The organism is Iningainema tapete BLCC-T55 (assembly GCF_014698965.1).
In the GTDB taxonomy this organism is placed as follows: domain Bacteria; phylum Cyanobacteriota; class Cyanobacteriia; order Cyanobacteriales; family Nostocaceae; genus Iningainema; species Iningainema tapete.
Window position 1 is genome coordinate 66,907 of record NZ_JACXAE010000091.1, and the last position, 17,786, is coordinate 84,692.

The 17,786-nt window shown below is 41.7% G+C and carries 17 protein-coding genes and 1 pseudogene; 7 read left to right on the forward strand and 11 right to left on the reverse strand.

Features of this window, described 5'->3' with window-relative positions; translation table 11 throughout:
• Positions 1-2 precede the first annotated feature (2 nt).
• Genes ICL16_RS30535 through ICL16_RS30545 form a run of 3 tightly spaced genes read right to left on the reverse strand, consistent with a single transcriptional unit; the run spans position 3 to position 3,113 of the window.
• The gene (locus ICL16_RS30535; RefSeq protein WP_202895793.1) at positions 3-614 is read right to left on the reverse strand and encodes a GNAT family N-acetyltransferase; all 612 of its coding nucleotides are present in this window, start codon (positions 612-614) and stop codon (positions 3-5) included.
• Positions 569-2,062 (reverse strand): S10 family peptidase, encoded by a 1,494-nt coding sequence (locus ICL16_RS30540; protein ID WP_190835354.1) that lies wholly within the window; start codon positions 2,060-2,062, stop codon positions 569-571. The genes ICL16_RS30535 and ICL16_RS30540 overlap by 46 nt, the downstream gene beginning before the upstream one ends.
• Positions 2,055-3,113 (reverse strand): alpha/beta hydrolase family protein, encoded by a 1,059-nt coding sequence (locus ICL16_RS30545; RefSeq protein WP_190835355.1) that lies wholly within the window; start codon positions 3,111-3,113, stop codon positions 2,055-2,057. The genes ICL16_RS30540 and ICL16_RS30545 overlap by 8 nt, the downstream gene beginning before the upstream one ends.
• A 263-nt stretch (positions 3,114-3,376) precedes the next feature.
• Here ICL16_RS30545 and ICL16_RS30550 point away from each other — a divergent pair, with 263 nt between their 5' ends.
• Positions 3,377-5,119 carry a hypothetical protein gene (locus ICL16_RS30550; RefSeq protein ID WP_190835368.1) on the forward strand — a complete coding sequence of 581 codons (1,743 nt, stop codon included), beginning with the start codon at positions 3,377-3,379 and terminating at the stop codon, positions 5,117-5,119.
• On the opposite strand, the gene ICL16_RS30555 is transcribed toward ICL16_RS30550, so the two are convergent.
• The 3 genes from ICL16_RS30555 to ICL16_RS30565 all read right to left on the reverse strand — a co-directional run bounded on the left by ICL16_RS30555 (position 5,111) and on the right by ICL16_RS30565 (position 8,130).
• Complete coding sequence (locus ICL16_RS30555) at positions 5,111-5,773, reverse strand: response regulator (protein ID WP_190835356.1); 663 nt, start codon at positions 5,771-5,773, stop codon at positions 5,111-5,113. The genes ICL16_RS30550 and ICL16_RS30555 overlap by 9 nt on opposite strands.
• Positions 5,774-5,868: 95 nt before the next feature.
• Positions 5,869-6,822, reverse strand: coding sequence for a GTPase Era (era, locus tag ICL16_RS30560; protein ID WP_190835357.1), 954 nt, complete (start codon positions 6,820-6,822; stop codon positions 5,869-5,871).
• A 180-nt stretch (positions 6,823-7,002) separates the two neighbouring features.
• The gene (locus ICL16_RS30565; protein WP_190835358.1) at positions 7,003-8,130 is read right to left on the reverse strand and encodes a succinylglutamate desuccinylase/aspartoacylase family protein; all 1,128 of its coding nucleotides are present in this window, start codon (positions 8,128-8,130) and stop codon (positions 7,003-7,005) included.
• A 119-nt stretch (positions 8,131-8,249) separates the two neighbouring features.
• Here ICL16_RS30565 and ICL16_RS30570 point away from each other — a divergent pair, with 119 nt between their 5' ends.
• The gene (locus tag ICL16_RS30570; protein ID WP_190835359.1) at positions 8,250-9,647 is read left to right on the forward strand and encodes a carotenoid oxygenase family protein; all 1,398 of its coding nucleotides are present in this window, start codon (positions 8,250-8,252) and stop codon (positions 9,645-9,647) included.
• Between the two features lie 197 nt (positions 9,648-9,844).
• Here the strand turns inward: ICL16_RS30570 and ICL16_RS30575 are convergent.
• Positions 9,845-10,027 (reverse strand): annotated as a pseudogene (locus tag ICL16_RS30575) (succinylglutamate desuccinylase); the annotation flags it as partial.
• A gap of 159 nt (positions 10,028-10,186) precedes the next feature.
• On the opposite strand from ICL16_RS30575, the gene ICL16_RS30580 reads away from it, so the two are divergent.
• The 3 genes from ICL16_RS30580 to ICL16_RS30590 all read left to right on the forward strand — a co-directional run bounded on the left by ICL16_RS30580 (position 10,187) and on the right by ICL16_RS30590 (position 14,976).
• Positions 10,187-11,623, forward strand: coding sequence for an ATPase domain-containing protein (locus ICL16_RS30580; protein ID WP_190835360.1), 1,437 nt, complete (start codon positions 10,187-10,189; stop codon positions 11,621-11,623).
• 156 nt (positions 11,624-11,779) lie between these two features.
• Positions 11,780-12,973: an ATP-binding protein gene (locus ICL16_RS30585; RefSeq protein WP_190835361.1), complete on the forward strand. Its 1,194-nt coding sequence runs from the start codon at positions 11,780-11,782 to the stop codon at positions 12,971-12,973.
• Between the two features lie 131 nt (positions 12,974-13,104).
• Positions 13,105-14,976 (forward strand): S-layer homology domain-containing protein, encoded by a 1,872-nt coding sequence (locus ICL16_RS30590; RefSeq protein WP_238361029.1) that lies wholly within the window; start codon positions 13,105-13,107, stop codon positions 14,974-14,976.
• Between the two features lie 259 nt (positions 14,977-15,235).
• Here ICL16_RS30590 and ICL16_RS47460 read toward each other — a convergent pair whose 3' ends face one another.
• The 3 genes from ICL16_RS47460 to ICL16_RS47845 are packed head-to-tail and all read right to left on the reverse strand — an operon-like array spanning position 15,236 to position 15,739.
• Positions 15,236-15,388 (reverse strand): hypothetical protein, encoded by a 153-nt coding sequence (locus ICL16_RS47460; protein ID WP_337907157.1) that lies wholly within the window; start codon positions 15,386-15,388, stop codon positions 15,236-15,238.
• Positions 15,369-15,602, reverse strand: coding sequence for a hypothetical protein (locus tag ICL16_RS47465; RefSeq protein WP_337907158.1), 234 nt, complete (start codon positions 15,600-15,602; stop codon positions 15,369-15,371). The genes ICL16_RS47460 and ICL16_RS47465 overlap by 20 nt, the downstream gene beginning before the upstream one ends.
• A complete protein-coding gene (locus ICL16_RS47845) occupies positions 15,599-15,739 on the reverse strand; it encodes a hypothetical protein (RefSeq protein WP_420485315.1) in 141 nt (46 codons plus the stop codon). The genes ICL16_RS47465 and ICL16_RS47845 overlap by 4 nt, the downstream gene beginning before the upstream one ends.
• Positions 15,740-16,362: 623 nt before the next feature.
• Between ICL16_RS47845 and ICL16_RS30605 the strand changes: the two genes are divergently transcribed.
• Positions 16,363-16,590 carry a hypothetical protein gene (locus tag ICL16_RS30605; protein WP_190835362.1) on the forward strand — a complete coding sequence of 76 codons (228 nt, stop codon included), beginning with the start codon at positions 16,363-16,365 and terminating at the stop codon, positions 16,588-16,590.
• Between the two features lie 80 nt (positions 16,591-16,670).
• Positions 16,671-17,258: an REP-associated tyrosine transposase gene (locus ICL16_RS30610; protein ID WP_190835363.1), complete on the forward strand. Its 588-nt coding sequence runs from the start codon at positions 16,671-16,673 to the stop codon at positions 17,256-17,258.
• Between the two features lie 80 nt (positions 17,259-17,338).
• Here the strand turns inward: ICL16_RS30610 and ICL16_RS30615 are convergent, their stop codons facing one another.
• Positions 17,339-17,533 carry a DUF4279 domain-containing protein gene (locus ICL16_RS30615; protein ID WP_190835364.1) on the reverse strand — a complete coding sequence of 65 codons (195 nt, stop codon included), beginning with the start codon at positions 17,531-17,533 and terminating at the stop codon, positions 17,339-17,341.
• Positions 17,534-17,786: the final 253 nt, after the last annotated feature.

The following is a 17,786-nucleotide window of genomic DNA, read 5'->3' on the forward strand; positions in this document are numbered from 1 at the left end:
CTTCAATCATACGCACCTTGCCAAGCACCAATGGGTTGATTGGGCAGTTCTTGAGTATGTACTTCTTGCTGATAAATTTGGAAGCCTCGTGCAAGATAGTTTGCTAGCGCGAAAGGACCATCTAAACTACAAGTATGCACCCACACTCGAACAGCACCGATTTTCCATGCTCGTTCAACTCCAAAGCTGAGCAGGTGTCCCCCCAATCTTTGTCCAACAAACTGTCGCATGATACCAAAGTAGGCAATTTGTACATTGTGATCAGGTTGAACTTCAAGTTCAATGTATCCTGCAGGTGTTCCGCTCACGTAAGCTACCCAGGTTTCTAGCTCTGGTCGATTTAGGTAAGCTAACCAACGCTCATAATTCCAGTCTAAGCGATCAATCCAATACCAGTCACCACCCACACTGGTATAAAGAAAGCGACTGAATTCAGGAGAAGGTATTTTTGCTTGCTCAATTAAAAGCTTGTAGTCCCCTGGAGGAACTGAGCGTAGTTGCTTAGGATCGAGCATTTCTAAATACCAAGTGGTAATTTCGACAAGCATGGTGTAATGGTTAATTGAAGTCAAACGATCGCGTTCTGGTAGAAAACTTTCATCTGAGCCAACCATGAAGAGCGCGATTCATCCCAAGTGTAAAACATATGCCCACCTGGAAAATGTTGCACAGTCAGATTGGAGCGAATCTCTGGATTTAATTTCATCAAATCTGCCAGATGGTTTGAAGCAAAATAAGGAGTGACCAGATCGAACAATCCATGAACGATGTACACTTGCATATAGGGATTCAAAGCCATCCCTGCACGCAAATCGTCTACCGAGCCGATAAAGCCCTGCTTAAAGTCGCCTTTAAGATCGAATTTCCAAGCTTTGAATGTTTCCAAGTTCAAAAGATGGTAAGACAAATCGGTTTCAACGCCTAACGTGTCTCGCAAGTGACTGTTGATTGCCCCAGCAAACAGGCGATCCAACCCACCCAAAGTGGGATCGATGCCCTCATAACTCACGCGATCAGGAAAAGGATCGATCGCCGTAATCGAAGCGTCGTAAAGTCCCACAATCCGCTGTTCATCCCGCAGCAGTTCCCTGGCAAACACTTCAATATCGATCCTTCCTGCCTGTCTCTCCACAAGTTTCACGGGCAAGCCGATCAATCCTGCCAGTTGCTGATAGGCAGAGGTGCGCTCATCGGATGTCATGGCATCTCCCATTGCCAGAAGTGGGATCAGAGTTGTGCGGGCAAATTGTTCTGCTGCTGTTATGTGAGTTTGCAAATTCCCCGGTTCCCCAGCCCATTGGGCACGATTGTGATGAGCAGCGGCTGCCGCAAAGGAAGGAATCAGGGTTGCCCAAGCTGTGAGGTTGTAGTCGCTACCGCCCAACAGACTAAACTCCAAAGCAGGAGAGATCAAAATGATACCGGAAAGACCGACGCCAAATTCCTCTTGCAGCCTGCGGGCTAACCTGGCAACCCGAAAGCCCCCGTAACTCTCTCCGGCAATGAAGATGGGGGACAGCCACCGCTTGTGACGAGAGAGAAATCGTTGGATGAATTCTCCCAATGCTTTCAAATCTCGCTCGACTTCCCAGAATTCTATTTCCTTGGGTTTATCTTCCTCAGTCGGATTAGCTTTCTCGCTCGACTTGGTATCTTTGTCTTGAGGTAAACTGCGGCTAAAGCCCGTGCCGATCGGATCTATGAACACTAGATCCGTAAACGAGAGCCAACTTTCTACATTATCCACCACCCGAACAGGAGGTTTGGGCAGGCTGCCACAGGCTCCGAAATAAACGCGCTTCGGACCCAATGCTCCCATGTGCAAATAAGCGGAAGCCGCTCCCGGTCCACCATTGAAGACGAAAGTGAGCGGTCGTAGCGATGCTTCTTCAACCAAGGCTAGATAAGCCACATGGAACATTTCGGCAACGGGTTTTTCACGCTCAAACAGGGTTTGCCACTCAGAAGAAGCCGTGTAGCGAATCTGGCGATCGCCAACTGATAGCGTCTGCTCAGTTTTACTGGAGGAGCGGGTTACGGGTGAGTTAGAAGTTTCAGCCATCTTGTAGTGTGTCAATTCTTTTTAGTAGTTGAGTAATCGTAAAATAAGCAAACAATATTCCCAAAGGTGCAATTGATGCCGATTCGGAAACACGTTTACTCTCTACTATCACATTGGAGTCAGCCGCATCACCTGTGAAATAAACATAATTAAAAGCGTCTTGATCATTAAGAATACTTGCGCGTAAAAACAAACCACTCCACCGGGCAATTGTTTCAATAGCTACATCTTGATTAAGTGTAGCATCTATAGGGTCAGGAATTGCACCTGCAGGATTATTCGTATTTGTGATACTAAAATGATTGGCACCAGTGATATTAATTAGTGCAGCGGGCGGACTTTTAATTTGGTCATAAGTTAAACTAGCACGTATTGGCAGCGCTCTGCCATCAAGATCCCCTTGCAGAAGCGCAACTGGTATTCCATCATTTTTAATAGGAAGATAAACATCATTCTCATCGCGCAGATTAGCACCAAAGAATGCTCCTGCTAGAATTTGTTTAGGTCTTGAGAAAGAACCCGAACAAAGTGTTGGTGTCACGCATAAATTTCCAATTGCAGATAATCCTACGGCGCTACCTAACGAGTGACCCAATAATCCTACTTTTTCTGTATCCAGCTTGCCTACAAGAGGTGAACTAGTATTGTTATTTTCAATTACAATTTGTTGTAAAGCTGTGTCAATTTGGCGAGTTTGGGGTGATAATGCTTCACCAAATGTTGGAACTGTACGCTTGCTGTTTGGCACCACTACTACAAATCCATAGCTGGCAACTTGTTGAGCGTAATTAGAGTAATTTGATTTGTCAACTAATCCACCTTGTAGTAATAGTGCTACTGGAAAGGAATAATTGCTTGTTTTTAAGTCTGTGGGATTAGGATAGTAAATATCAGCTAGATTATTATCTCCAGTAATAGTAGTAGTGTAACTAGCAATGTTGTCAAATATAGGTGTCGGATTAAAAGAAGAAGCGTCCGCTATTTCATTAACACCAAATACGAGTAACGACGTACTTGTACAAACTACTGACAAAGCTTTGAGACTCAACAAAATAGCTACTCCCTCTCTCAGTAAAAAGATGTCTTTATTCTAATACTTTTGTCTAAAGTAGCATACCTGCTCGAAATTGGTATGGTGGACATTTAGTTTGTTGGGAGTTACTTATGTTCGTCAAAAAGTCATACCTTAAGTTAAGTGCGATCGCCTGCCTACTATGTCTGCTACTTAACACTACGCAATTAAAATCTGACTCGCAACAGACGCCGCTGAGGGAAGCATTGCCGCAGTCCTCAGAGTCTAAATGGACACCGGATATGGAAGCAAAGTTCCAGCAGCGTTCAAAACAGGTAATTACCAAACTAGCAGGTAGTAACTACGGAAGCACATCCTTCGAGAGTGAGAAAAAATCATACCCGAAAGCGATGATTGACTTTCTTGCTGGAAACCGTGAAAAAGCAATTGCTTTCCTGCAATCTGAAGATGCTGACGCCCAAAGCCACGCCCATACATTGGGTATTGATTTTTACTCAAGTTTTACCCTCAAAGGACAAATCCGCAAATATTTCTACTTTGGCAAGTATCTCGATCCAGCATATCGTCAGCGGATGAAAAAGGCAATGCAGATATGGACGTCAGAAGATCCGCTGACACATTATTTCCCCACCCCGCGCCAGTTTTGGGCTAACTCCATAGATAACTGTAATAGCTGGGTAGATTGTCGCAACACTGACAATTTGAGAGCAATGCGAGAAGTTGCTGTCTATTTATTTGCGGAAGAAACTGGGAACGAAAAGACACGTAAAATTTATAAAGAACGTATTAGCAGAAATGTTCGTACTCTTTACCAAATCGGACAAGGTGAGTGGGATTCGGAAAATTATCTCGGACACGCTGTCACAACTTATGTAAATCTTTATGACTTTGCCAAAGATCCTCAGGTAAAATCTCTTGCCAAATCTGCACTTGACTGGTTTTTCACCTCCGGCGCAGTAAAATATTGGCGGGGTGGATTTGGTGGACCTTCCAAACGCGATTATAGTCAGGGAAACTGTGTTTGGTGTTCTCTTGCTACCCACTCACTGGGGTTGTATTTTGACGATTCGCCTGTAGCAGATCCCAACCCAGAACCTGATGAAGTACACTTAATTACTAGCAGCTATCGCCCACCTCTGGCTGTTGTAGCATTGGCGCAGAAAAAATTTAATAAATCAGTAGAACTACTGAATTCAAAACCTACTTATGAAAATTGGAAACCTGGTGGCGATGTTGCACCGCAGTTTCACGAAACTTTGTATTTTGGCAATACTTTCCAATTAGGGACTTTAGCCCAAGGTTCCGGGGGCGATTGGAATGGCTTTAAAATGATGACGTTTAACTCCCAAAAGGGAGTGGATTACTTTATTGCGGCTACGGGAACAGATTCTACGGCAATTTCTACGAATTCGATTGGAGGTGACAACATTGCTCAGTACCGAAATTTGGTAATCTGGTTGAATGAGAAACCATCAGCGCCGTTTCAATTCTTTTTACCCAAGTCAGCAAAGATAGAAACTATAAGTGAGATCACTTTTATTAGTTATGAAAAGACGTGGCTGGCGTTGACACCAATTAATTTGCAATTTTTGGGGATTAACCAAGCTGCAACAGAGAAGATTAGCAAACGCTACCCTAATGATCGCATTTTAAGTGCGATTGCTAAACCCCCCAACCCCCCTTTTCAAGGGGGGCAAGCAAGGATATCTTCTGGATTTGCGCTTGAAGTGGGTGAAGTGGAAAGTCACGGTAATTTTGAGCAGTTTAAAAAGTTGGTAAAATCACGATCGCACTTAAACTCATTTGATGATGGAGTAGTTGAGTATCAAGGTGTGGTGGGGAAAGTGAAACTGCAATATCAACCTTTGGGTTTACCAAAGGTTTGGCGGAATGGGCGCTTTCATGAATGGCGCAATCACTACGCTGTCTATCAAAGTGAAGATGGTAAACCGATTTCTCAAGGATGGAAGGAAGGTAAACTTCAAGTTGAAGCAGGGGGACACAAGTTTGTACAGTCAAACTAAACCAGAGCGCAGTGCTACTACCGCAGCTTGTACGCGATCGTCAACTGATAATTTATTCATTATCCCCCGAACGTGAGTTTTTACTGTGTTGGGACTAAGATAAAGTAAAGATGCAATTTCTGGGTTGCTTTTGCCTTCTACCATCAGTTTCAACACTTCTAACTCGCGTGCAGATAGGTTAGCTGAATTTCCTGGATTAGATGGTGGTTTGAGATTGTCAACTACTCGGCGAGCAATTTGGGGATCGAGATATGTTGCACCTTCGACTGCAGCTGCTATCGCACTCAATAGTCTTTCTACACTTGCCCCTTTAATACAGTATGCATCTGCACCGCTAGAAAGTGCCGCAATAATTTCTGTGTCTGTCTTGTGTGATGTTAACATCACTACATGGGTGTTTGGCAGTGCTGCTTTAATTTGCTGTGTCGCCGCAATTCCATCTAATCGTGGTAAGCCAATATCCATTACCACCAAATCTGGTTTCAGTTTTAGTGCTGCTTGTACACCTAAATAACCATCTTCCGCTTGCCCAACAATTTCCAACTGGGGGTAAGCCATTAAAGACTGTTCTAATCCCAGTTGCATCATCGGATCATCTTCTACTATTAAAACTCTTAACACAGAAGTATCTGTTGGCAAGTTTAAGGAGTACATTGATAATTGCTAATTGTTAATTGATAATTGCTAATTGTTAATTGCTAATTGCTAATTGCACTATTAGCCATTAGCCATTAGCTATTAGCTATTGACTATTCTTCGACACGATAACCCAATTCTGCCAAACGGATACGAGACTGACGCCATTTTGGTTGTACTTTGACGAATAGTTCCAAATATACTTTACCGGCGATTAACTTTTGGATTTGTTCGCGTGCTGCACTGCCAACTGCTTTTAACATAGTTCCGCCTTTGCCAATCAGAATTCCTTTTTGGGAATCTCGCTCTACGTGTATGGTAGCTAGTACACGGGTAATAGCTGGTGTTTCTTCTACCAAGTCGATAGAGACGGCTACAGAATGAGGAACTTCTTCACGAGTTAACAGTAAGATCTGTTCTCGAATCAATTCTCCCATAATAAAGCGTTCTGGTTGGTCTGTTACCAAGTCAGGAGGATAGTATAATGGACCTACTTCTAGCTGTTCTATTAATAATTGTTGCAGTTGTGGCAACTGCTCTCCAGTTTTGGCAGAAAATTTGATTGTTTGCCACTGATGTGACTGAGCCAACTGGGTGTAGGTATCATCTAAAGGTTGGGCATCTGTGGGTTGAGTGTCAATTTTGTTGATACCCATAATTACTGGTGTTTGGCTGCGACTGAGTAAATCGGCAATATAGCGATCGCCTGCTCCACATGCCGTTGTTCCATCCACGACAAACAGTACCACATCTACCGATTCAATGGCTATTTTGGCATTTTGCACCAGTACTTCGCCTAATTGATGATGGGGTTTATGAATTCCTGGAGTATCGACAAAAATTAGCTGTGCCTCTGGTGTAGTGACAATTCCTCTCAACCGATTGCGCGTGGTTTGTGCTACTGGTGAGGTTATGGCTATTTTTTGACCTACTAATTGATTTAATAACGTAGATTTACCGACATTTGGACGCCCGATAATGCCGATAAACCCTGATTTAAATTCAGGAGGAGCCTGCGGAATTATCAATTCTGAAACAGAGAAGATGTCATTTTGAATACTAGTCACATCTGGCTCCCCCGTCCTAATTTATATTTAAGGTAAGTTGATTTGCTGCCGACAAAACAAACATAAAATTAATTGACAAATTTGGCGATCGCCTAAATTCAAGTTTAATCTACAAATTCATATATATCATTAACCAAAAGTTACAGAAGTGGGATAAAGAGTGCGAGCGTGCGTAACAGCCTATACAATGCCGATTACATATTCGCCTTCATTCACTGCGTAATTAGTTGATACGTCATAAACTAATCCATCTTGTTCAGCACAAACATCTATCACCGTAGGTAATTTACCCTCTTTATTAAAACTTAAAATTTGATAAACACGTTGTCCTGCTTGTACGGAACTACCTAATTCTACTCTTGATTGAATCATACCGCCAGCAGGAGCATAATATTTTTTGACGTTACTTCTAATTTTAAAAGTCATTTCGTTAGATGTAGAATTATGTAGGGTAAAACCAGATATTTGTATAATATCTTTTTGTACTAAATAATTTTTCACACCCAAGACACCTTTTTCGACAGAATCTGGAATCATCTGCATTCCTTTTCCTAATTCAAGTGTCCAAGCTTCCACATCAAACGTAATTTTTCTCCCAAGCTGTGCAAAACAATCTTCTAAAGCTAACCAAGGTTTGATAAAAGCTTCATCAAAAGCATCACCATCATAAGTATCAAGTAAAATTCCATAGTTAAGTAAAAAGTGTTTGGCACTATCTTCTCGATTACGGAAGTAATAAAGGTAATTGATGCCTTGATTTGTGGCACTATGTATATCAATCAAGTAGTCTGCATCTAAACTTATAGATTGCAGTTGGTAACGAAATCGCTCTGTATATGGTACGCTACTAGGAGAGTTAATCTGATCTAAAAGTTGAGAAAATTTTTCTTGAATTAAGCTTAAATAATTTTTTCGCACAAGATTTAGATCAAGATTAATTTGAGATTTGGCAAATGCTAATAAATCATCGGCTACTTTTTCGTAATCCCAAAAAATGCGGTTCCAGTCTTTGGCTTCGTAAACACAGTATCTACCAGAGGAAAAAATGTGAGAACGTTGGTTGGTTCCCATAGGGTTACAAACGGGAACAAGCCAAATTTCCCCAGTCAAATCGGTATCATTTAACCTCAGCAAAAACTCAATTAATTGGTGAATAACAGCATTACCAACGATTTCAGCCCCATGCAAATTAGATTGAATGTAAACTTTTTTGCCAGGATAAGCGCCTATGAATTTGTATACTTGCAGAGATAACAAATCACCTGAAGCCATTTGACGCAGCGGAATAGTAGATATAGCTGGGAGCATGGTAGAAGTCTTTTTTCAAAGCAATTACACAGTACTACGAATATCTAGGTCAAAGCAACGAGTCGGGCGTATATATTAAAAAAGTGTTTAATTGGATTTACGTTCGCTCAACACACACAATGGAAACAAAAGCAGCAGTTAATCCCTTTCTTGATGGCAATTTTGCGCCAGTGCATGAAGAAATTATCACTGACACTCTACAAGTCATAGGTGAGTTACCACCTGACTTATCAGGAATGTTTGTGCGCAATGGTCCTAATCCCCAATGGACACCGATTGGACGGTATCATTGGTTTGATGGTGATGGGATGTTGCATGGAGTGAGAATTAGCAACGGTAAAGCTACCTATCGCAATCGCTATGTGCGAACTAGAGGATGGGAAATAGAGAACCAAGAAGGTAAGGCAGTTTGGAGTGGATTGTTAGAACCACCAAACAAAGACAATCCCTACGGTTCTTATAAGAATACCGCTAATACTGCTTTAGTGTACCACAGCGGACAGTTATTAGCTTTGTGGGAAGGGGGTGCGCCTCACGCGATCGCAGTTCCTGAGTTGGAGACAATTGGTGAGTATACATACAACGGCAAACTAGCTTCTGCCTTCACGGCACATCCTAAGGTAGATCCGGTTACGGGTGAAATGATGTTTTTTGGCTACTCCTTTGCGCCACCGTACTTGCGGTATAGCGTAGTTTCTGCCCAAGGAGAGTTGTTATGGACAAAACCTATTGATCTACCAATGGCGGTGATGATGCATGATTTCGCCATTACCGAACACTACACTATTTTTATGGATCTGCCCTTGACTTTTAGTGGGGAAAGGATGCAACGGGGAGAACCAATGCTGATGTTTGAGCGCACCCGCCCCAGTCGCTTTGGTATTATTCCACGTCACGCAGACGCTGAAATCCGTTGGTTTGAGAGTCCCGCTTGCTATGTTTTCCACACTCTCAACGCCTACGAGGAGGGCGAGGAAGTAGTACTAATCGGCTGTCGCATGAATTCCACCACTGTCTTAGGTTCACCGCAAGACACACACCCGAATTCTCAAGGCGATATCCCTCGCCTCCATCAATGGCGGTTTAACCTAAATACAGGGACTGTGTGTGAGCAAATGTTGGACGATGTACCTTCAGAATTTCCCCGTGTAAATGAAAACCTTTTGGGTAGACAAACACGATATGGCTATACAGCAAAGATGGCGAAGAATTCTATGCCTTTGTTCGAGGGTTTAATTAAGTATGACGTAAGCACTGGCAAATCCCAAACTCATGAATTTGGACGGGAACGCTATGGTGGTGAGGCAGTGTTTGTACCTCGTCTTGGTGGTATTGAAGATGATGGTTGGCTGATTACTTTTGTGTGCGATCGCAGTTCTGATACTTCTGAATTGGTAGTAATAAATGCCCAAGATGTAACTGCTGAACCTGTGGCGCGGGTGCTAATTCCCCAACGAGTACCTTATGGGTTCCACGGTATTTGGGTTTGTGAGGAACAGTTAAGTTCTTTTGTGTAAAGAGATGGACTGGGGTAGGCATCCGGCAAGCCCCCAGTTGTCTGGGACGGGCAGGATGCTCCGCAGTCGCGCCTGACAGTGGGAAATTCGGATGCAGCGCTGCTCTCCATCCCACAAGAAGTTTATCTAATGGGCCCAATTAAAACCATATCACCTGTAACTACAGTTCGCACTGCCCCTGTGTCCACCAGTGCTTCTGTTTCAAACACTCGCAGCATATTTGGAATAACTGCGTTACCAACGATTTCAGCACCATGCAAATTAGATTGAATGTAAACTTTTTTGCCAGGATGAGCGCCAATGAATTTGTATATTTGTAGAGATAACAAATCACCAAAAGCCATTTGCCGCAACGGAATGCTAGAAATAACAGGTAGCATGGTGAAGATGGGTGTTCTGTAGGGTGTTCTTAGAGGAGTCGGGTATCTGTTTACTTTACGTAACTTTTAAATAAAAAATGTTAACAAATCAACTAGATTGTACATATTAATTCAAAATATGAATATTATTTTTATTTTCAGATCGTTACAACCCGTCCAATGGTTCAACATCGCCTTTCTACTGGAGTTTCGGGTCTGGACGAAGTTTTGCATGGAGGTCTGCTTCCAAATCGAGCATATCTAGTGCGGGGGGGTCCTGGAACGGGTAAAACCACTCTGGGAATACACTTTCTTGCTGCTGGAGTTGCCAATGGTGAAACCAGCTTGTACATTACTTTAGGAGAACCAGCAGAACAAATTCGCGCTAATGCCGAAGCTCTCAATTGTAACGCCAAGAATATTGATTTTCTTGACCTAAGTCCGAATGCCGAATTTTTCTTGAGAGTTGAAACTTATGACATATTCTCCCCTGCAGAAGTCGAACGAGAGCCAATTACCCAAAGAATTATCGAGCAAGTAGAAGCTCTCAAACCAAGGCGCGTTTTTGTTGATTGCATGACACAGTTTCGCTATCTATCTAACGATACTTTTTTATTTCGCAAACAGGTGCTATCATTCATTCGCTTCATATTAGCACAAGAGGCCACTGTATTGTTTGCCTCAGAGAGTAGTAACACTACTCCAGATGATGACTTGCAATTTATCGGTGATGGCATCATTCATCTTCATCATTCTCTAACAGAAAGAAATATCTGTGTGAGTAAGTATCGCGGTTCAGATTTTCAAGGTGGTTTGCACCCGATGCGATTAACTAAAACAGGTATGGAGGTATTTCCTCGCTTGCAACCAGAAGTTGATCAAAAGCAATTTGTTTGTGAAGCTATTCCTTCTGGTGTCCCAGAATTAGATCAAATGTTGCACGGTGGGTTAGAAAGAGGTACTGTCACCCTCTTAACTGGTGCAACTGGTGCAGGCAAAACTACTTTGGGAGTGCAGTTTATTAGTGGAGCTGCTCATAGAGGGGAAAGATCTGTAATTTACACGTTTGCAGAAACTCCAGAATCTTTGCTTTTTCGTTCAGAATCAGTAAATATACCAATTAAAGCAATGAGAGAGTGTGGCATACTCTCAATTATAGAAATACCACTGCAATTGACAGCCGACGAATTCTCTCGTTTGGTACAGGCTGAGGTAGAACAAAAGCAAGCTAAAATAGTGATGATAGATAGTATTTGTGGTTATCAGGAGGCTTTAGGAGGCAAAGATTTAGTCAGCCACCTCCATGTTTTGTGCAGATATTTGCAGAATATGGGCGTAACTGTACTGTTAATTAATGATACAGAATATATTATTGGCGAATTTCGCACTACAGAATTTGGTATTAGTCATTTAGTAGATAATATTGTTTTTTTACGCTACTTAGAAATTCAAGGTCAGATGCGAAAAGCAATCGGAGTGCTGAAAAAGCGCTTATCTGATTTTGAAAAAAATTTGCGTGAGATCGAAATTAACCGTTACGGAATCAAGGTCGGTAAACCACTTGAGGGTTTGCGGGGCATTCTTAATGGTACACCAGAATGGAATAGTTTGGTGTAGTAAAAAAAATTTACAATTAATAATTCGTAATCCGTAAATCAACTAATGGATAATTATGTAACAGAATAAAAGCTGATTTTAATACATATATTTAGTCTGATGGTAGGGTGACAAGAATTATTCAGGATAAGCACGCGACTGAGAGGGAGAGTAGCTGTGAGCAAAATTTTGCTACTACTAGATAATCAGAAAAATAGCTGCTTGATGGCGCAATGGTTGGAAACCCGCTATGAAGTGATTGTATCGGATGCTTTAAATGTGGCGACTTTATGGGAGCAGCCTTTTGATTTGTGTATTTTGTGTGGTGTGACACTTGAGCGCATAACTTCACAGGTAAAAGCCAGAAGAGAAGCAGAGTCACCTGTTTTGTTACCATTTCTGTTGGTGACGTCGCGACGAGGAGTAGGGATGGCTACTCGTCTACGAATCACTCAGTCAGATAATTATACCCGTTTATGGCAAAATATCGACGAGTTGATTGTGACGCCAATTGAAAAACTGGAGTTGCTAACAAGAGTAGAGGTATTATTGCGATCGCGTCAACTTTCTCAGCAACTCCATACTGCTAACAAAAAACTGCTGATGGAAGTAGAGCAAAGGCGATGTCTAGAGGCAGAAATTCGCGACTGTTTGCAAAAAGAACGAGAAATGAGCGAACTTAAATCCCGGTTTGTGGCAATGGTGTCTCATGAGTTTCGCTCTCCGCTGCAAATTATTTTGTCTTGTGCTCAAATCATAGAACTTCACGCTCAACAACTATCTCAAGATAGAAAAAAACAATTTTTTCGCCAAATTAAACAAGCAGTCAAAAAAATGTCCGAGTTAATAGATGATGTACTGCTAATTGGTAAAGTTGATTTAGGTAAATTCAAATCAAACATCCAACCGTTGAATTTAGTAGAATTATGTAGCGATATAGTAGAAGAAATCCGTTTAAGTACAAGTAGCCACCAGGAAATTACCTTAATCACCTCTGGTAAATGTAGCAAAGTTTACGTAGACGAGCATCTCATCCGCCATATCCTGTGTAACTTACTTACCAATGCCGTTAAGTATTCTCCCTCCAACAGTATAATTAACCTGTTTCTTCATTGCCATGAAGATGAAGCTATCTTTCAAATTCAAGATTATGGCATAGGTATCCCCTCAGAAGACAAAGAAAAACTATTCAGCTTATTCCATCGCGCCACTAACGTCAAAGATATTCCCGGTACAGGTTTAGGGCTGGCGATCGTCAAAAGATGTGTAGATTTATACGGCGGTAAAATAGCCGTAGAAAGTGAACTAGGAGTAGGAACCACCTTCACCGTCACACTCCCCCTACCACAACTAGCGGCAATTTATCGCTAGATAGATCCCCGACTTCTTGGAGAAGTCGGGGATCTGATGTTAGTTTTATCACCATTATGGGATTAATAGCTAAAGAGAGATAGGAGTGCGTCTGCTGTTTTAGCTATTTCTTTATAATGTGGTTGAGATACATGAATCAAACATCTTTGACTTCGCTGGGCAAAATTGTTTTGGCTACAGCCTACTTGGTTATGGTTGCGCCGATATCTTCAGTTTACGCATCTGGGTTACCTACTACTGAAAATTCTCACTCGCCACAATTGTTATTGGCGGATGATAATGATGACGACGACGATGATGACGATAACAAACAGGTTCAGGTTGTGCCAGAAAGTGTGAAAACAGCCGTTTTAGAGGATATTTCTCGACGTACAAATGTAGAAATTTCCGCTTTGCGTGTTGTTAAGGCTCAAAAGCAGACTTGGGCTGATGGCTGTTTGGGTTTAAAAGGGAATGAATGCACTCAAAATGTTGTGCCTGGTTGGCAAGTTTTCGTTGCCGACAAGCAAAAAATGTGGGTGTATCGTACTGATGAGTCGGGAAAAGTCGCTATGTTGGATGAAGGCTTAACTCAAGCTGTTAGTGCCACAATGTTAAGAACACAAACTACCACTAGTCAAGTTACTAGTCGCACTACTGTACAGCGGCAAGTGATGACTGTACAACGTACTACCCAAGCAAGAGCGAGTGCTGTTGCTTACGACAGTAAAAAACCAGGTTTTACTCTCGCTATTTTACAACCGTCCGGTAACTTTACAGAAGTAATTGCCCGTGTTTCTGTGAAGGCTAAACGTGGTAAAGGCTATTTTAAAGAACGGTTTTTGGGTGATTATAAGTATAAGATTAAGCACAAGGCAAAGTTTGTCAAGGGGTTAAAAGCAGGCGATCGCATTGTTGTGCGCTTGTTCGATCCCCAAAACCGCTTTATCGGCTACAGCGAATTTGATTGTTTAACAGCAAATACAGCGGTTAACTTAATTTTGTCAGCTAATCCAACACAGTATCAAGTTGTGCGCACTGTTTATGGTGTTGATGCTGACTTTGACGGCAAAATTGATGCTGGTACTACCACTTACGATTATTTTACCCAAGTTAGTGGACAGCGAGTCAGCTTCTTCAGTAATTCCCGACAAATCAGAGCTAGCCAATTCCAGGTACAAGGTTTATCAACAATTACTGCAACTAGTGTTTATCCAGCTTCTTTTACTAAAGAGTCTATTAGTGCCTTTAGTTCCAGTTTAGCACCAGCACTGAAAGCTGCTCCTGGTAAGTTAGTGCCATTGAACCAAAACGATGACAGTAACTCTACTTACGATATCACCGAATTGATGAAAAATTATCGTCAGGTAGGTGTAGCTAATGGAGTCTTAGTTAAATTTTCCGATGTTTCAACCAATCATTGGGCGAGAGATTTTATTGCTGAGTTGGCGGCAATCGAAGTGATCGAAGGATTTCCTGATGGTACGTTTCGTCCCGATCAACAAGTAACTCGCGCTCAATTTGCAGCAATGATTAGTCAAGCTTTTGAGAAGGTTAAAGTTCGCAACGCCATCAAATTCAAGGATGTCTCCTCTAGATATTGGGCATACAATGCTATTCGCGAAGCTTATCAAACAGGCTTTCTAGGAACTTTTGGTAATGAATTCAAGCCTACCATTAGCCTTTCTCGCTTGGAAGTAATGCTGGGGTTGGCACGGGGATTAAACTACACTACTAGTAGTTCCACAGAGGCAATTTTAGCAAATTATACTGATGCAGATACAATTCGTAGCGATGTTCGTCAGGCGATCGCAGCTCTGACAAATCGTGGTATTGTCGTCAATTATCCCAATGCCCAATCGCTCAATGCGGATAAAGTCGCCACCAGAGCAGAAGTTTGTGCTTTGTTGTACAAAGCTTTAGTCAGTACAGGCGATGTAGCAGATATATCTTCACCGCATACTGTAGAAAAAACAGCGGTAGAAGCCCAAGAAGACGATGATGACACTCAGGGTAGAGAGTAAAAAATTCCCGTCCACATGGTGGAAGTAACGACGAAGGTGGGCGCACTCCAGGTGGAAAGAAGTAATACCATTTCACGCTCGGGCATGATACATATCAACTCGCTCAGAGACGCGATATATCGCGTCTCTACATCTAAAATTTGTCTCGCAGTTAAAGTGAATGGGTATAACATGCGCTAACCTTTTACAGAAACCCGGTTTATAAAAAAACTGGGTTTATGGAGTTATTCATAAAAAAACTGGGTTTGTGGAGTTATTCTCAAGTTGCTTCCAGAGTCAAAATTCCTGATGGCATGTCTGCCAACAAACGCATAGTTTTTAACCACTGACTACCAAGTAAGACTTCCGTAATTTCGTCGCCAGCATAGATGGGTATTTCAAATACAATTCCATCAAGCGCGTATTCCCACATAAATCTTAAAAATTGCTATCCCTTGTGCTGTTCGCAGTTGTCGCTCACGCAAATAACGCCAATCTAGCGCCTCTAAATCTTGAGCATTAACAGCAAGTAGCTCTGTAAACCCTGTATCCAGCATAGCAATTACTGGTAGTTCTAATCCGTCAGCAGCAATCAAATCTATATCAAAATATAATTCGCCATCACGGACATAATTGCCTTCCATCATATCCTGCCAGCAACTCCTGTTTCATTGATAACGAAAATGAAAGGAATAGCATTTGAGTACAACTGATGGCACATTTGGGTTACTACTTCTTCATCTTTATCAATAAAATAATCACCACTATTTGGTTCAACAGCCATAAACCAGTTATAGTGAGTTTTAATTAACTCTGGCTAGAAGCGATCAAAAATCACTTTGCTGCGTTGATAATTTGCTTCTAATTCAGAGCGCCATTGGGCTTTTTATTCTTCTTTCCACTGAATCTCTGGAAATATTCTTCCCCGACGTACTACGCGAACAGGCTTTGTATCAGTCATAACTTAAGATGTTTGATTGCGATTATATCTGATTAAGTACTATGATATAGCAATCCTAATTGAGTTATAAACCGCCCTCCGGGTCCTTCCTCGTTCCCAGCCTCCGGCTGGGAATGCCTTCAGTGAGGCTCCGCCTCCCGCACCTCTCCAGCACAACCCAAAAATAAAGAGTGTGTTCGCGTTGCACTCTCCTCCATAACGTTGTCAAGCGTCGGTAAATACGGAGCATCAAGCTAAAGGCACGAAGGGTGTGATTAAAAATGATTAATTAATAGTTTTTTTACATAATTGTATGTTTTTCATAAGTATTTATATAATTCTGGTTAATTTTGAAAATTTACTTACGTTGAATAGCTTGATTTTAAAGATTCGATTTACTCACCAATTAACATAATATATCTAGTTAAAATAATAAAAATATTAAAATTAATTTGCTAGAGGTGAATGTGATAGCACAGGTTATTTTAGCAGTGGCACCAGTAGCAGACAAGGCGTTTGACTGCTTACGTTTGTGGCTTAGTGGTACTGCTTACAAATCCGGTTATGCAGATGGATTAAAGGTAGGATTGCTTTATGGAGCAAGCGGAATGTTTTTACTAGTTGTGGTAGTAGGTGCAGTAATTTTTATCATTAAGCAAATGCAGTCACCTCCAAACTTAGGATACGCAGTTTAGATTTTCGTATCTCGTTCCCAGGCTGAGCCTGGGAACAGACTCTATGAGGCTCAGCCTCACCCTAAAACTAAGGTAACACAATGGGACGCAGCCGCTATCACGTATTAGGAAATCAACCCCACTTTCTCACCTGCACTATAGTCAACTGGATACCATTATTCGGTCAAGTTGAACTTGCACAAATTGTTATAGACTCCCTCAATTTTCTCCACCGCCACCAACGTTTAACAATTTACAGTTTTGTAATTATGGAGAATCATCTTCACCTCATAGCGTCTTCTGCAAATTTATCCAAGGAAATAGGTGATTTTAAATCATTTACTGCTCGATCTATTATTGACTTACTTAAGAAAAAGAACTCTATCTATATACTTAATCAGCTTGAGTTTTATAAAGTAAAACACAAGAAAAACCAAGAATATCAGCTTTGGCAAGAAGGTTTTCACCCACAAGCTATTTTGAATGAGGAAATGTTTCGACAAAAGTTGGATTATATTCACAATAATCCGATCAAACGGGGGTATGTGGATGATCCGGCTCATTGGCGGTATTCTAGTTATCGGAATTACATGGAACAGCCTAGTTTGGTGCAGGTGGAGTTGATTGATTTTTCTTTGGAGGCGGAGCCTCCAGAAGGCATTCCCAGCCGGAGGCTGGGAACGAGGTGACGGCTAGAGGCAAACGAGTTGTTTGGAGGCGGAGCCTCACTGAAGGCATTCCCAGCCGGAGGCTGGGAACGAGGTGACGGCTAGAGGCAAGGAAAGCTTTCTTTAATCCAAAGTGTTTCATGCCTAACTGCACTTTTAGAATTGCGTCTGCTTAAAGGAGTTCCTTTTTCGTATGATTCGGTTGGTTGTACTTCTATAATATCTGTTATTTGGGCTGTACTCATTGTTTTGCTACCAATCCGTAAAGAAGCACTATTCCACTTTTCATCCATCATAACAACTCCAATTTATATAAATTGAGATTTCATAGTAACAGGTGCGATCGCCACAGTACAATCGTGTCGATATCTTTACTATTTTGATGCGGGTAATGATGGAATGGGAGTAGGTGGTGGTGTAATGGTTAATGCGATTCCTACGAGTAGGATACCAGCGATAAATGCGGTGGCGATCGGGTCTTCAGAATTAATGGTGATGAATTTTTTTAATATAAAACAGGACTGACTAGTTTAAACAAGCTAAAATTTA

Coding starts and splice junctions, on each gene's coding strand:
- ICL16_RS30565 (WP_190835358.1), bottom strand. CDS start 8,130: ATGCTCCCAGCTATATCTACTATTCCGCTGCGTCAAATGGCTTCAGGT.
- ICL16_RS30550 (WP_190835368.1), top strand. CDS start 3,377: ATGGAAGCAAAGTTCCAGCAGCGTTCAAAACAGGTAATTACCAAACTA.
- ICL16_RS30580 (WP_190835360.1), top strand. CDS start 10,187: ATGGTTCAACATCGCCTTTCTACTGGAGTTTCGGGTCTGGACGAAGTT.
- ICL16_RS30615 (WP_190835364.1), bottom strand. CDS start 17,533: ATGATGGATGAAAAGTGGAATAGTGCTTCTTTACGGATTGGTAGCAAA.
- ICL16_RS30570 (WP_190835359.1), top strand. CDS start 8,250: ATGGAAACAAAAGCAGCAGTTAATCCCTTTCTTGATGGCAATTTTGCG.
- ICL16_RS30590 (WP_238361029.1), top strand. CDS start 13,105: ATGAATCAAACATCTTTGACTTCGCTGGGCAAAATTGTTTTGGCTACA.
- ICL16_RS30540 (WP_190835354.1), bottom strand. CDS start 2,062: ATGGCTGAAACTTCTAACTCACCCGTAACCCGCTCCTCCAGTAAAACT.
- ICL16_RS30610 (WP_190835363.1), top strand. CDS start 16,671: ATGGGACGCAGCCGCTATCACGTATTAGGAAATCAACCCCACTTTCTC.
- ICL16_RS30555 (WP_190835356.1), bottom strand. CDS start 5,773: ATGTACTCCTTAAACTTGCCAACAGATACTTCTGTGTTAAGAGTTTTA.
- ICL16_RS47460 (WP_337907157.1), bottom strand. CDS start 15,388: ATGTGGGAATACGCGCTTGATGGAATTGTATTTGAAATACCCATCTAT.
- ICL16_RS47465 (WP_337907158.1), bottom strand. CDS start 15,602: ATGATGGAAGGCAATTATGTCCGTGATGGCGAATTATATTTTGATATA.
- ICL16_RS30535 (WP_202895793.1), bottom strand. CDS start 614: ATGGTTGGCTCAGATGAAAGTTTTCTACCAGAACGCGATCGTTTGACT.
- ICL16_RS47845 (WP_420485315.1), bottom strand. CDS start 15,739: ATGGCTGTTGAACCAAATAGTGGTGATTATTTTATTGATAAAGATGAA.